Annotated in this window: 12 protein-coding genes; 5 read left to right on the top strand and 7 right to left on the bottom strand. The window is 52.3% G+C overall.

Annotated features, from left to right (window positions below; translation table 11 throughout):
* Positions 1–2: 2 nt before the first annotated feature.
* The 5 genes from KNP96_RS10790 to KNP96_RS10810 are packed head-to-tail and all read left to right on the top strand — an operon-like array spanning position 3 to position 6,845.
* Positions 3–2,135 (top strand): alpha-galactosidase, encoded by a 2,133-nt coding sequence (locus KNP96_RS10790; RefSeq protein ID WP_214770436.1) that lies wholly within the window; start codon positions 3–5, stop codon positions 2,133–2,135.
* Entirely contained in the window at positions 2,132–3,304 is a 1,173-nt protein-coding gene (locus KNP96_RS10795) for a galactokinase (RefSeq protein ID WP_088836200.1), read from the top strand. The genes KNP96_RS10790 and KNP96_RS10795 overlap by 4 nt, the downstream gene beginning before the upstream one ends.
* Position 3,305: 1 nt before the next feature.
* A complete protein-coding gene (gene galE / locus KNP96_RS10800) occupies positions 3,306–4,298 on the top strand; it encodes a UDP-glucose 4-epimerase GalE (RefSeq protein WP_088836201.1) in 993 nt (330 codons plus the stop codon).
* Between the two features lie 31 nt (positions 4,299–4,329).
* On the top strand, positions 4,330–5,826 hold the full coding sequence (locus tag KNP96_RS10805) for a UDP-glucose--hexose-1-phosphate uridylyltransferase (protein ID WP_214770438.1): 1,497 nt from the start codon (positions 4,330–4,332) through the stop codon (positions 5,824–5,826).
* Positions 5,823–6,845, top strand: coding sequence for an aldose epimerase family protein (locus KNP96_RS10810; protein WP_214770440.1), 1,023 nt, complete (start codon positions 5,823–5,825; stop codon positions 6,843–6,845). The genes KNP96_RS10805 and KNP96_RS10810 overlap by 4 nt, the downstream gene beginning before the upstream one ends.
* Positions 6,846–7,254: 409 nt before the next feature.
* Here the strand turns inward: KNP96_RS10810 and KNP96_RS10815 are convergent, their stop codons facing one another.
* From KNP96_RS10815 to KNP96_RS10845, 7 genes are read right to left on the bottom strand one after another with little or no spacing between them, the layout of a single operon-like run.
* Positions 7,255–7,770: a methylated-DNA--[protein]-cysteine S-methyltransferase gene (locus KNP96_RS10815; protein WP_214770443.1), complete on the bottom strand. Its 516-nt coding sequence runs from the start codon at positions 7,768–7,770 to the stop codon at positions 7,255–7,257.
* Between the two features lie 33 nt (positions 7,771–7,803).
* Positions 7,804–9,207 (bottom strand): dihydrolipoyl dehydrogenase family protein, encoded by a 1,404-nt coding sequence (locus tag KNP96_RS10820; RefSeq protein ID WP_214770446.1) that lies wholly within the window; start codon positions 9,205–9,207, stop codon positions 7,804–7,806.
* On the bottom strand, positions 9,208–10,413 hold the full coding sequence (locus tag KNP96_RS10825) for a dihydrolipoamide acetyltransferase family protein (RefSeq protein WP_214770449.1): 1,206 nt from the start codon (positions 10,411–10,413) through the stop codon (positions 9,208–9,210).
* A 12-nt stretch (positions 10,414–10,425) separates the two neighbouring features.
* Positions 10,426–11,424, bottom strand: coding sequence for an alpha-ketoacid dehydrogenase subunit beta (locus tag KNP96_RS10830; RefSeq protein WP_214770452.1), 999 nt, complete (start codon positions 11,422–11,424; stop codon positions 10,426–10,428).
* Position 11,425: 1 nt separating this feature from the next.
* Positions 11,426–12,478 (bottom strand): pyruvate dehydrogenase (acetyl-transferring) E1 component subunit alpha, encoded by a 1,053-nt coding sequence (gene pdhA, locus KNP96_RS10835; protein WP_214770455.1) that lies wholly within the window; start codon positions 12,476–12,478, stop codon positions 11,426–11,428.
* Positions 12,479–12,492: 14 nt separating this feature from the next.
* On the bottom strand, positions 12,493–13,638 hold the full coding sequence (locus tag KNP96_RS10840; RefSeq protein WP_214770458.1) for a Leu/Phe/Val dehydrogenase: 1,146 nt from the start codon (positions 13,636–13,638) through the stop codon (positions 12,493–12,495).
* Between the two features lie 47 nt (positions 13,639–13,685).
* Positions 13,686–14,081, bottom strand: coding sequence for a thioesterase family protein (locus KNP96_RS10845; RefSeq protein WP_214770461.1), 396 nt, complete (start codon positions 14,079–14,081; stop codon positions 13,686–13,688).
* Between the last annotated feature and the right edge of the window lie 124 nt (positions 14,082–14,205).

The following is a 14,205-nucleotide window of genomic DNA, read 5'->3' on the forward strand; positions in this document are numbered from 1 at the left end:
CCATGGCAATCTTTGAAGTATCGAAACACCGATTCGTGATTGAAGGACAAGATGTCGCGCATGTCGTGACAATCGGAGCGAATGGGAAGCTCGTTCATACGTATTTCGGGGCACGACTTCCGTATCGAGCAGATTATGCGGCGTTACCGAGTGCGGTTCTTGCCCACAGTTCATTCGAATCGCCAGACGGCGTCGCGACGTACGACTTTATCCCGTTCGGTGAGATGGTCTATACAGAACCGACGTTAAAATCAGAACGGGCAGACGGAGCAAGAATCAGTCAATTTTCTTTCGAGCAAGCAGAGCTGTCGGATACGGCACTTGTCTTATGGCTCCACGATCCCCTCCAAGATTTGCGCGTCGGGGTACGGTATGAACTTTTCGCGGCATACGATATGATCGGGCGCTCGCTCATCGTCGAAAACGCAGGAGAAAGACCTGTCCGTTTGACGACGGCGCAGTCGTTCGCGATGGGACTTTTAAATCGTCCGACGCTCAACTTCCATCATTATGCCGGGACATGGACGGGCGAATTCCAAAAACAAATCACGCCGCTGACAGCAGGACGCAAGACGATTGAAAGTCGACGCGGTGTGACGAGTCACCAGGCAAATCCCTGGTTCGCGCTTGAACACAATGCGACAGAGACGACGGGCGAAGTCATTTACGGCCATTTTGCCTATTCGGGCAACTGGTCGATTCACGCTGAACAAGATGCCTTCGGGTTCGTCCAACTATCGGGTGGGATGAATGGATTTGACTTCAGCTGGACGCTTGACGCTGAACAACGTCTAATAACACCGGTCTTTTATATCGGCTATACTCCGGACGGCTTCGCCGGAATGAGTGCGCGCGCGCATGACTTCCAGCGTCACGTGATCATGCCGGCGTCTGACCGTGAAAACGTTCGACCGGTCCTCTATAACTCATGGGAAGCGACGTATTTCGATGTGACGGAACAGGGACAACGGGCACTCGTCAATCAAGCAGCGGACATCGGATGTGAACTATTCGTCGTCGATGACGGCTGGTTCGGTGAACGTCACTCCGATCAAGCGGGATTAGGCGACTGGGTCGTCAATCGGAAGAAGTTTCCGAACGGTCTGACCCCTTTGATTGAGTATGTGAAGGGAAAAAACATGCAGTTCGGTCTTTGGGTCGAGCCGGAGATGGTCAATCCGGACTCCGATTTATATCGCGCACATCCGGACTGGATTTATCATGCTCCGGGTGCTGTCCGGACGACATCGAGAAACCAGTTCGTCTTGAACCTCGGTTTACCGGAAGTCGAACGTTTTGTTTATGACATGATGGATGAATTATTGACGTCGCACGAAATCGACTACATCAAGTGGGACATGAATCGGGCATTCTCTGAGCCGGGTGTCCCGTCGCAAACGCCGGACGCGCAAAAAGAACTTTGGAAGCGTCACGTCGATGCCTTATATCGAATCTTCGACGAGCTACGACTCGGGCATCCGACGGTCGACTTCGAAGCGTGTGCCGGTGGCGGAGGTCGGATTGATCTCGGGATTTTAGAGCGGACGGAACAAGTCTGGACGAGTGACAACACGGACCCGCTTGACCGGTTGACGATTCAACATGACTTCTCGTTTGCCTATAATGCAAAAATGATGAGTTGCTGGGTGACGGATGGTCCGAACTGGTTGAATGGGCGGAACTTACCGCTTGCGACGCGGTTCGTCTCTTCGATGCAAGGGACGCTCGGCATCGGTGGAAACTTAAGTGAGTGGACGGCAAGTGAACTCGCGGAAGCGAAAGGATGGATTGAGACATACAAGACGATTCGGCCGACAGTTCAGCACGGACGTCAATACCGCCTCAGTCCATTCTCACAAACGACAGCGAGCATCATGCAGTATACGTCTGAAACTGAGACAGTCATTTTGGCGGTTGCACCGATGCGTAAGCATGGCATTCACCAGTACAGCTTTAAACTGACGGGATTAGATGCAAGTAGACTCTATCAAGTGGAAGATCGCCAGGTGAGCGGTGCTTACTTGATGAACCAAGGACTGAACTTCTCTTATTCGACGGACTATGAAGCACGTTGTTTACGAATTCAACCCATCTATCAATTGAGACAAATTGAGCAAAAGGAGCCGATCGCATGACCGACCAGACGTTAGAACAAATCTTTGAAGAGCAATTCGATGTACAGGCGACACATCGCTTTTTTGCGCCAGGGCGTATCAATTTGATTGGAGAGCATACGGACTATAACGGAGGTCATGTGTTTCCATGTGCCTTGACGCTCGGGACGCATGCGATTGCCCGAAAACGGGATGATGCAACGTGTCGTTTCTATTCACTCAACTTCGAAGCAGACGGCATCATCGAAGTCGGATTAGACGACTTGGCCCATAATCCGCAAGACGGTTGGACGAATTATGCCAAAGGAATGGTGCACATCCTCCGGGAAGCCGGGTACGCCATCACGTCAGGATTTGACGTCTTGATTAAAGGGGATATTCCGAACGGAGCAGGGTTGTCTTCGTCTGCTTCACTCGAACTCGTCATCGGTGTCATGCTCGAGCGTTTATATGAATTGGATCTCGACCGGGTCGAACTCGTGAAGTTCGGTCAGCAGGTCGAAAATCACTACATCGGCGTCAACAGTGGCATCATGGATCAATTTGCGATCGGGATGGGACAGGCAGGGTCAGGATTACTCCTTGACTGCCAAACGCTTGATTACACGTATGCACCGCTCGACTTGACGGGCTATACGATCATCATCATGAACACGAACAAGCGGCGTGAACTCGCCGATTCAAAATACAACGAGCGACGTGCGGAGTGTGAACAGGTGCTCGAACAGTTACAGCAAGTCCGGCCGTATGCAACGCTCGGAGATTGGTCGATGGCAGAATTCGAAGCCGTCACACTCGACGACGAACGCTTGATGCGCCGGGCACGCCATGCCATTTCTGAAAATGAGCGGACGTTACAAGCCTTGGAAGCACTACAAGCAGGGCAACTCGAGGAATTCGGAGAATTGATGAATGCGTCGCACCGGTCACTCCAACACGATTATGAAGTGACAGGGCAAGAACTCGACGCGTTGGTCGAAGCGGCTTGGGCGCAACCGGGTGTCCTTGGGGCACGGATGACAGGAGCCGGCTTTGGTGGCTGTGCGATTGCAATCGTTGAAACGTCAACAGTCGACCGATTCATCGATGCCGTCGGACAACGCTATGAAAGCCGGATCGGTTATCCGGCAACGTTTTACACGGCGACTGTCGGAGACGGAGCGCGTGAAGTCGAACGGGAGGTCATCTAATATGGCAGTACTAGTTGTCGGTGGGGCCGGCTATATCGGCTCCCATGCGGTCTATCAGTTGATTGATGCTGGAAAAGACGTCGTCGTCATTGATCATTTACAGGCAGGTCACAAAAAGGCGGTCCATCCGCAAGCCCGTTTATACGAAGGAGATATTCGCGACCGGTCGTTCCTTGACCGTGTCTTTACAAAAGAGACGATTGAACAAGTCGTTCACTTCGCTGCCTTTTCGTTGGTCGGGGAGTCGATGGAACAACCATTAAAATACTTCAACAATAACGTCTACGGAACGGAAGTCTTACTCGAGGCAATGGTCGCACATGATATCAAACAAATCGTCTTCTCTTCGACGGCTGCGACATACGGTGAGCAAGAAACGATGCCGATTCTCGAGACGGCAATGACGAACCCGACGAATACGTACGGTGAAACGAAATTGATGATGGAGAAGATGATGAAATGGTGCGAACAAGCACATGGTCTTCGTTATGTGGCGTTACGTTACTTCAACGTCGCTGGAGCACGCGCGACAGGAGAAGTCGGAGAGGACCATACACCAGAGACACACCTTGTTCCACTTGTCCTTGAAGTCGCAAACAATCAGCGGTCTGTCATCTCGATTTATGGGGATGACTACGCGACGCCAGACGGGACATGCATCCGGGATTACATTCATGTCGAAGATTTGATTGATGCCCATATTCTCGCACTCGATTACTTACAACAAGGACACACGAGTGATGTCTTTAACCTCGGTTCGAGCAACGGATTTTCCGTCCGCGAAATCATCGAGGCGGCGCGCCGGGTGACGGGGCACCCGATTCCGGAACAAGTCGTCGCAAGACGTGCCGGTGATCCGAGTACGTTAATCGCAGGATCAGAAAAAGCAAAACGTGTTCTCGACTGGTCACCGCGTCGGACGGACATCGACCAAATCATCCGTGATGCCTGGAACTGGCACGAACGCCGTCCGAACGGCTATCAGACAACATAAGAGAGAGAATGGATTGAGGAGAGTGAAGGCGATGAATGAACACATCAAACGATTGATTGAGCAAGCGATTGCTGAACATCTGATTGACGCAGAAGATGAAATCTATGCGCGTAATCGAATTCTTGCGCTTGTCGGTCAGGCGGATTATACCGATCCAGGGACTGTTACAGCGGAACCGATTCCAGACATCCTCGAGGCGCTGGTGGAAGAAATGATTGCGTCCGGACGGCTTGCAGCACGACTCGATGAAAAAGAACGTTTCGCAGCTGAATTAATGGATGTGTTCGTCGATCGTCCTTCGACGATCACGACGACGTTCAATCAGCTCTACAAAGAAAATCCGGTGCACGCAACGGATTATTTCTATCAACTCAGTCAGGCGAGCAATTATATCCAGACGAAACGGATTGCGAAAAACATCCAGTACAAGGCAGCGACGGTTTACGGGGAAATTGATATTACAATCAACTTATCGAAACCGGAAAAAGATCCACGCGAAATTGCGGCAGCCCGGACAGAACCTGTTGCAGCATCGACCTATCCAACGTGTTTGCTTTGTGTCGAGAACGTCGGTTATGCCGGACGCAACAATCATCCGGCTCGGGCGAACCACCGGATCGTTCCGTTGACACTCCAAGGTGAGGATTGGGCATTGCAGTATTCGCCATACGTTTACTACAACGAACATAGCATCATTTTGTCGCAGGCGCATCGCGATATGGTAATCAACCGCGACGCCTTTGAACGATTACTGGAGTTCGTCGATCAATTCCCGCATTATTTTGCAGGGTCAAATGCTGATTTACCAATCGTCGGCGGTTCGATTTTGACGCACGATCATTACCAAGGCGGGCGTTATGAGTTCGCGATGGACCGAGCAACGATCCAAAGCCGGTTCGACTTGCCGCAACAACCGGATGTCAGTGGGCAAACGTTACACTGGCCGCTCAGCGTCATCCGCTTGAGTAGCCCTGATCGTCACCAGTTACTCGCTGCTGCCGATGATGTGTATACAGCCTGGCTGACGTATAGTGACGCGGAGCAGGAAATCATTGCGATGACAGACGGCGTCCGGCATAACACGGTGACACCGATTGCCCGGATGCGAAACGGCGTCTATGAACTCGATCTTGTCTTACGAAACAACCGGACCTCTGTCGAACATCCGGATGGCATTTTCCATACGCACGCGGACATCCACCACATCAAACGTGAAAACATCGGCTTGATTGAAGTGATGGGACTTGCGGTCTTACCAGCCCGGTTGCTTGAAGAACTAAAGCAGGTCGAACAGTTCATCGTCGGTGAAACGACGGACGTCTTGCCGGTACACCGGACTTGGGCAGAAGCGTTGAAGCAACAGTACACCGGTCAACCGGTCACAGCTTACGTCGAACAAGCGGTGGCCGAAAAATTCGTCCGTGGACTCGAAGACTGCGGTGTCTTCAAACAGACGGAGGCAGGGCAGGCGGGACTTAACCGGTTCCTGCAGACGGTGACACATCAAGTGACAGGTGACCGGCGATGACGTACGAGACACATCAAACAGAAGACGCGCGACTCGTTCGGCACCGCTTGATGCAACCGGACATGGAAGTCGAGATATGGAATTACGGTGGCATCATCAATGACGTCCGGGTCAAAGATCGCTCGGGCAAGATGGAGAGTGTGGTGCTCGGCTTCGATACACTGGCCGCGTACAAAGAACATTCGCCGTATTTCGGAGCAATCGTCGGCCGGGTCGCCGGACGGATTGGGCAAGCCCGCTTTTCAATTGCTGAACAAACCTATCACCTTGCGGCAAATGACGGAACGAATCACTTACATGGCGGCACGCACGGCTTCGATCAAGTCTTCTTTGATGTCATCGAAGCAACGGAACAGCTGTTGCACTTACGGACGCTCAGTCCGGATGGTTGCGAAGGGTATCCCGGGGACGTGACGGTGGATGTCATCTACCGGCTAAACGGTACAGCATTGACGTTGTCGATTGAAGCAACGACGGATCAGACGACACCATTGAACGTGACGAATCATACGTACTGGAACCTGTCCGGGAACTTACAACGCGATATTCTGGATCATCAGTTGACGTTACCGAGTTCGACCTATCTACCGCTCGGATCCGATCTGCTACCGACGGGTGAATTCCGTGCGGTCGACGGAACGGTCCTTGATTTCCGGACAGGGCGGTCGATTCGCAGTGGCGCTGAATCGGAAAGTGAGGAGACGGTCAATGCCGGGAACGGTTATGATCATCCGTTCGTCTTAGACGAAGGGAGAGCGCAACTCATGGATCCGGTATCAGGACGAACGTTACAGATGACGACGAATCAGCCGGTCGTCGTCTTATATACGGGAACACAACTTTTGACCGACTATACGGTTCGCGGTGTCCCGTCCCGTCCGTCACTTGGTCTTTGCCTTGAGGCACAAGTTCATCCGAATGCTGTCAATGAATCCCGTTTTCCATCGATTCTCATCGAACCGGGTGCGACGTACCAGTGGGAGACGACATATCGGTTTGGGATCAATAATGTAAACTGATATCGGAGGGGTGACGTCCCTCGTTTGAGTCATCCGCTGTTCATCTTTATATTCTTTTGATGAAGAACATGCTGAAGCAGGTGTCATCCGTTGATTCTCATGCGAGACGGAGACTCCTGCGGGAACAGCGGAATAGGTGAGACCCCCGAGGAACGTAAGTGACAAGGAGGCTTGCCTTCCGCCCGTGGAAAGCGAAGTCTCGCATGAGAATCAACAACCGCTTGATCGTTGACCTTTAGCTTGTCTCCATTTCATTTTGTGTTAATCTCGATGACTCATGCCTCAACCGAGAAAAACATATGAACAAAAGGCTGATTGTTCATCAACCACGACGTAATGAACGCCGTGTCTACGTGAAAACCCGAGCGTTCCGTTTCTTGTTAGAAAACGGAGTCGCTCGGGTTTTCGATTACATCGTATTCGGACTGACTTCTTGCTCTAAGGCAAGCAAGCGGCGTTTCATGTTCAATCCACCCCAGTAGCCAATCAAATCACCGTTCTTGCCGACAATCCGGTGACAGGGGATGACTAACAGCAACCGGTTTTTCCCGATTGCCGTGCCGACTGCCCGGATGGCACGAGGGCGTGAGACGGCCGCTGCGATCTCGGAATACGTTGTAGTGTTTCCGTATGGAACAGCTTGCAATGCTTGCCAGACATCGAGCTGGAACGGTGTCCCGATCGGGTGAAGTGGCAATGTAAAGGCCGTCCGCTCTCCCTGCAAATAACCGAGCAGTTGCTCCCGGTACGGATTGATTCTTGAATCGTCAATTAAGACTTCAGCCCGTGGAAGATGCTTTCGTTTCCAGTCTTCAAAGAGTTCGGACGGTTCGTCAAACGCACCGACATAACAGAGACCGTCCGACGTCGCAGCAATCGGAAAGCAATGGTGTTCCCATTCAAGTTTCGTAAAGTAAAGTTCCATCGGGCATTGCTCCTTCAAAAACAAGTGGTGTGGTTACGTGTTCGAGAAGACAGCCTGTTGACGTGGTGGAAGATGGATTGCTTGTCCGACCAGTGCTTCGAGTGCTTCCGTCAAGGCTTCATTGCGACTCGGGTGTGCTTGGACCGGAAAACGTAAATCTTCTTGTTTCGCAGCCATTTCAAGGGCAAGCGCACATGTACCGGCGAGTTCAAGGGCACCGTCCCCAATCATATGAATGCCTAAAATCAGTGATGTCTTCGCGTCCGAGACGACTTTGATAAAACCGCTGGCCGCATCGATACTGCTCGCCCCGTTTGCCGTCAATGGAAACTGTCCGACTTGCACCGTGAACCCGCCTTCAGTGGCTGCTTGTTCCGTCAAGCCGATGGAAGCGATTGGCGGAAGTGAGCGGATGATTGTCGGGAAGTAAGGAATCGTCGTATCAGGTGAAGCGCCACCGAGATGTTCCGCCGTCCGTTTTGCTTCATGGATTGCCCGCGTCGCGAGTTGCGGACCAGGTGTTACGTCCCCAATCGCATAAATATGGGGGAAGTTTGTTCGACCAAGCGCATCTACGACTAGTGTTGCATCCTCGTTTAACGTCAGACCAAGCCGATCGACACCTAAATCAAGTGTATTGGCTACGCGTGGCAACGACTGGAAGAGGTAACTGGCCTGGACAGTTTTTTCTTGTTCAGCCTTGACGATTGTGACGTCGACGTGAGTATCTGTCGGTGTAATCGTCGTCACAGTGCCACTGACAAGTGTGATTTTTTGTTTTTTGAACGTCCGCTTCAATTCTTTTTCGAGACTTGTGTCGAACTCGAATCCGTCAGCAATCAACGTCACATCTGTCCCGAGTGCTTGAAAACTCATCGCTGCTTCAATCGCGATATAATCGTTCCCGATGATAATCAGACTGTCCGGTAACTCTTGTAATTGATACAGTTGTTCCGCGTTCAAGAGAACGGATGATTCTTCACGGATGCTGTGGCTGCCGGTTGCGATCACGACATCCTGAAAACGATACGTATCGAACTGATGTCCGTGTTCGACACCAATCCGGTCGTCTGAGAGGAAGGACGCAGACCCGGTCACGTATTCAATATCGTTAGCTTTACATAGCGCTTCGACGCCTTGGCGCAGCTTCGTCACGACTTGGTCACGGTAGCTTGCTAACTGGCCGAAATCATGTGTCGTTTCGATGGAAAAGCCGAGTGCCGTCAAGTGTGAGAGACGTGTCCGCTCCTGCGCAGCATGCGCCAATACTTTCGACGGGATACATCCGACGTTCAAGCATGTTCCACCGAGTCGTTCCCGTTCAATTAATGTGACGTTGCGTCCAAGCTGTTTCGCCCGAATCGCAGCTGTGTAACCAGCCGGTCCACCCCCGAGAATGAGGAGGTCACGCTCTTGTGTCAGTTCTCCTACGACCATTTAAATCAACTCCATTAATAAAGTAGTCGGTTGTTCAATCAGACCGGCGAAGCGATTCGTAAAGGCGACGGCCGTCGCTCCGTCCGCGACACGGTGATCAAACGACATCGAGACGTTCATCATCGAGCGGACGACGATTTGATCGTTTTCATCGACGCAAGCCCGTTTTTTTGTTTTATGAAAAGCGATCAGGGCGGTCTCCGGATAGTTGATGATGGGCGTCGCACCGGTACTACCGAGCGGTCCGACATTACTCATCGTAAACGTGCTCGCTTTTAAGTCGCCCGCCCGCAACTCGTTTGTTTTCGCCCGTGTGTGCAGTCCGGCGAGTTGTTCATGTAGCAGGCGGAGTGAGAGCTGGTCGGCTTGACGGACGACAGGGACGATTAAGCCGTCTTCCGTTTCCGTCGCGATGCCGATATGGTACTCCTGCTCTAAAATGATTTGATCATTGGCTTCATCCAGTTTGGCATTGAAGACCGGGAAGTCTTTTAAGGCAACGACAAGTGCCTTGACGAAGAAGGCGTTGACACTGATCGGTGTCCCGTTCGCTTTTAGTTCTGCCCGCAGCGCGAGGAGACGAGTCATGTCGATTTCTTCAAAGTGCGTGACATGAGGAATCGTAAAGAGCGATTGCGTCATCTTCTTCGCAATCTGTTTGCGGATCCCGCGAAACGGTAACGTCGTCGGAGTAGCTGGCGGTGTGACCGCTTCAGGAGCCGTGACGGCTTCAGGCCGGACAGGTGACGCGGATTCTCGACTTGTGACGAACTGCAGAACATCCTCTTCCGAAACGCGTCCGGATGGGTCCGATGCGGGTACTTGTTCGATATCAATTCCGTGATCGCGAGCGATTTTTCGTGTGTACGGTGTCGCGAGGACACGGCGCGTCTGTATGGCAAGCGGTGTTCGCGCGTTCACGACAGGACGCGATGGCTCGGTGACGGTTTCACGTGTTGCCGCTTCCTCGTCACCGGATTCAATCAGGAGGAGTGTCGTTCCGACAGTGACGGTCTGGCCGACCGGAATTAAGATGTCTTTGATGACGCCGGAAATCGGTGCCGGTAGTTCAGCGACCACTTTATCGGTCGACACTTCGACAACCGGTTGATCAAGCGTCACATGATCACCGATTTTGACGAGATAATGGGCGATTTCACCTTCCGTCATGCCTTCTCCGACATCATGTAGTTTCACTTCAGTCATAAACTCAGCTCCTTAGAAGTCGACCGTACGCGTAATCGCTTCAAGTACGCGGGCGGGTGTCGGAATATAGTGATCCTCTAGTGCGAACAACGGGACGGGAACATCAAATCCGGTCACGCGGGCAATCGGTGCCCGTAAGTAGAGGAAGGATGTGTCATTAATCAAAGCAATCAAGTCTGTCCCGAGACCGCCCATCGCGTGGGCCTCGTGGACGATGACGGCCCGTCCTGTTTTTTGGACGGAGGCGGCGATCGTCTCTTGATCGAGCGGATAAAGTGTCCGCAGGTCGAGCACTTCACAAGAGAGACCTTGTTTTTCTGCCTGTGCTGCTGCTTTTTGAGCGACTTGCACCATTCCACCCCAGGCAATCAACGTGACGTCGGTCCCTTCCGAGACGATGTTCGCTTTACCGATTTCAATCGTATAGGCTTCATTTGGGACGGGTTCCTTGAAAGCGCGATAGCTCCGCATCGACTCGAGGAACAGAACGGGATCGGGGTCATCGATCGCAGCAAGTAACAGTCCTTTGGCGTCGTAAGGCGTCGCAGGACAGACGACCTTGAGTCCTGGCATCGAGGTGAATAAACTTTCCGTGCTGTCCGAATGGATTTCCGGGGCGCGGATTCCGGCACCATACGGCGCACGAATGACCATCGGTACGCTGTAGCGTCCCATCGTCCGCATCCGAATGCGCGAGACGTGGGTCATGATTTGTTCATAAGCCGGATAAATGAACCCGAGAAATTGAATTTCGACGATCGGTTTAAAGCCATTGACGGCAAGTCCGACCGAGGTCCCGACAATCCCCGCTTCACTGAGTGGGGTGTCGATGATACGGTCTTCGCCGAATTCGGCTTGCAGTTCGTCCGTTGCCCGGAAGACACCGCCGTTTTTCCCGACATCTTCGCCGAGGACAAGCGTCGTGTCGTCGGTCGCTAATTTAATGCGTAATGCATCCGTGACGGCTTGGATGAGCGTCATGTCGGTTTGCTGATTGATTGGTGTCGCCATGTTAGTTCCCCCTCGCAGTCAGGTAAGCGGTTTTTTGACGCGCGACGTCTGCTGGCAACGTCGCATAGGTATGATCGAACAGGTCATCGATTGCCGGTGGCTTGAAGGCTTCCATCGCTTTGACGGCCTCCTCGACCTCCGTTTGGTGACGTGTCCGGATTGCATCGATTTCCGTCTCGTCGTAAAACCCTTGCGTGCGCATGAACTGTTCGAGGCGTTCGAGCGGATCGACACGGTCGCGCGACTGTTCTTGATCGCGGTACTTCGACGGGTCATCCGCTGTCGTATGGGCACCGAACCGCCATGTGACGGCCTCGATCAATGTCGGTCCCTGACCGTTCCGTGCGCGGGCGACAGCTTTTTGCATCGTGAAGTAGACGGCAAAGGCATCGTTTCCATCAATCCGGACGCTCGGCATGCCGTAAGCGAGTGCTTTTTGGGCGATGGTCTCCGAGTGCATCTGCTTCTGGATCGGGACAGAAATCGCATAACCGTTATTTTGGTTGAACAGAATGACCGGTGCCTGGAAGACACTTGCGAAGTTCATCCCCTCATGGAAGTCACCTTCAGACGTCGCCCCGTCTCCGAAATAGGCAACGGAGACGGCGGACGTTCCTTTTCGTTTTTCCGCCCAAGCGGCACCGACCGCATGGGGGATTTGTGTGGCAATCGGAACGGTAGGGGGGAAGATATGCAAGTCGTCCGTCGGGACACACCCCTCGACCCGTCCGTTCCAGTAAAGGAGTGTCCGTACCATATCGGCACCGAACGTCAACGTCGCCCCGTGATCACGGTACGTCGGAAAAATCCAGTCCGTATCGTTTAACGCCAGGGCACTGCCGACTTGAGCCGCTTCCTGTCCTTCAAACGGGGCATAGGTTCCGAGTCGCCCTTGGCGTTGCAAGTTGATTGCTTTTCGGTCGAATGTCCGAATCCGGTTCATGTGCGTGAATAACTGTAACGCTAATTCTTTCGTCAAAGCGTCTCGTTTCGTCTCGTCGACGATTTGACCGGCATCGTCGATGATACGTTGAATCGGGAATTGTGATTCCATCTCGTCCACCTCCATCAAGATTGATTGCGAATGTTCCACTTTGGTTTCGTTGTATTCGTGAAGATATTATTGTGGCGGGCGCGGACGTGAATCCGTTTGTCACACATTCGGTTTGCGGCTTCGAGTGTCGTAATCGACTCGGCACGTGATTGTCCGAATACTTCCAGGACGGCATCGTAAATGTGACGTGTTTTCAGGAGGACCCGTTCATGATTGGCTCCGTACAGTTCATCTGCGACTTGAATCAGACCACCGCCATTGACGATGTAATCGGGAGCATAAAGGATGCCGCGCTGCATCAATTCTTCAGCGAGCGAATCGTCTGCGAGCTGATTGTTGGCTGAACCGCAGATTGCCTTACACGGAAGACTTGCGATGTTATCCGCACGGATGACACCGCCGTAGGCACAAGGGACGAAGACATCGGCATCCGTCAGGTGAATCTCGTGTGGGGCGACAACATGAACCGTTCCCGGTGTCATCTCGGCTTCTTTGACGATCGAGGCGAGTGCTGTTTCGTTAATGTCCGAGACATACAGATTGGCACCGGCATGTAAAAGTTGTTCTGCGACCTTATAACCGACTTTTCCGAGTCCTTGGACGGCGTAAGAGGCACGACTCAAGTCGTCCGATCCGAACAGGCTCTCAATCGTTGCACGTAATCCATTGACGACACCTTCAGCAGTCGGAATCGACGAATCACCACTCCCGCCAAAGGCTTCCGGGATGCCGACGATCCGTGAGGTTTCGCGACTCGCATGGACGAAGTCGTCCATCGTCGTCCCCATGTCCGTCCCCGTATAGAAACGTCCGCCTAACGAATCGACGAATCGACCGAAAGCACGAAACATTTCCGGCGTTTTGTCCGTTGCCGGATTACCGATGATGACAGCTTTCCCTCCGCCGAAATCAACGTCGGCAGCGGCGCATTTATAGGTCATGCCGCGCGACAGACGCAAGACATCGTCAAGTGCCTCATCGACGGTCGCATACGGTGCCATGCGACAACCGCCGAGTGCCGGACCAAGTGTCGTATCGTGAATCGCGATGATGGCTTGAAGTCCCGAAATCGGATCGTTACAAAAGACGACCTGCTCGTGTCCTGCGATTTTTTCCATGATTGATAAAGAAGTATTTGTAGATGGATTGATCATGTTCATGTCAAAGCCTCCTTGGATTTCTAAGTAAGCGCTTTCATTTTTTTAGTTTAAAAAATGTGTGTCGTCAACTTGTCCTCAATTAATCGTTTATCCAAAATGATTTGCGTGACTTCGCCGACGCCGATCAACCCGTGTTCGTTCGTGACATCGATTTTTGTCCGGACGCGGTTGTCCCGCAGTTCCGTCACCGTCGCTACGATGCTGACCTGTGATCCGAGTGGTGCCATATTCAGATGTTTTACGTTGACTGCTCCCCCGACGCCTTCTTCTGACGATTCCAGATAAGGGAGGATGATTTTGCGGGCGGCCCACTCCATATGATAAACCATCGACACAGTGGAGTAGGCGGGATGGACGACGGTTCCTTCGAACTGTGCGAACATCTCTTCCGTGACGGTCGTTTCGACGCGTGCCGTCTGACCAAGGGCTAAACCGGGTTTCATAGAATCCTCCTCTATCTTCAAAACATATCTGTTTCTCTCCAAGTGGTCTTACCAAAAATAGTATAACACTTGTCACACGATATTTTATCAATCAGTTACAAAATGAGCAAATCATTTCAGAAAT

The organism is Exiguobacterium sp. s133 (assembly GCF_018618595.1).
GTDB lineage: Bacteria > Bacillota > Bacilli > Exiguobacteriales > Exiguobacteriaceae > Exiguobacterium_A > Exiguobacterium_A oxidotolerans.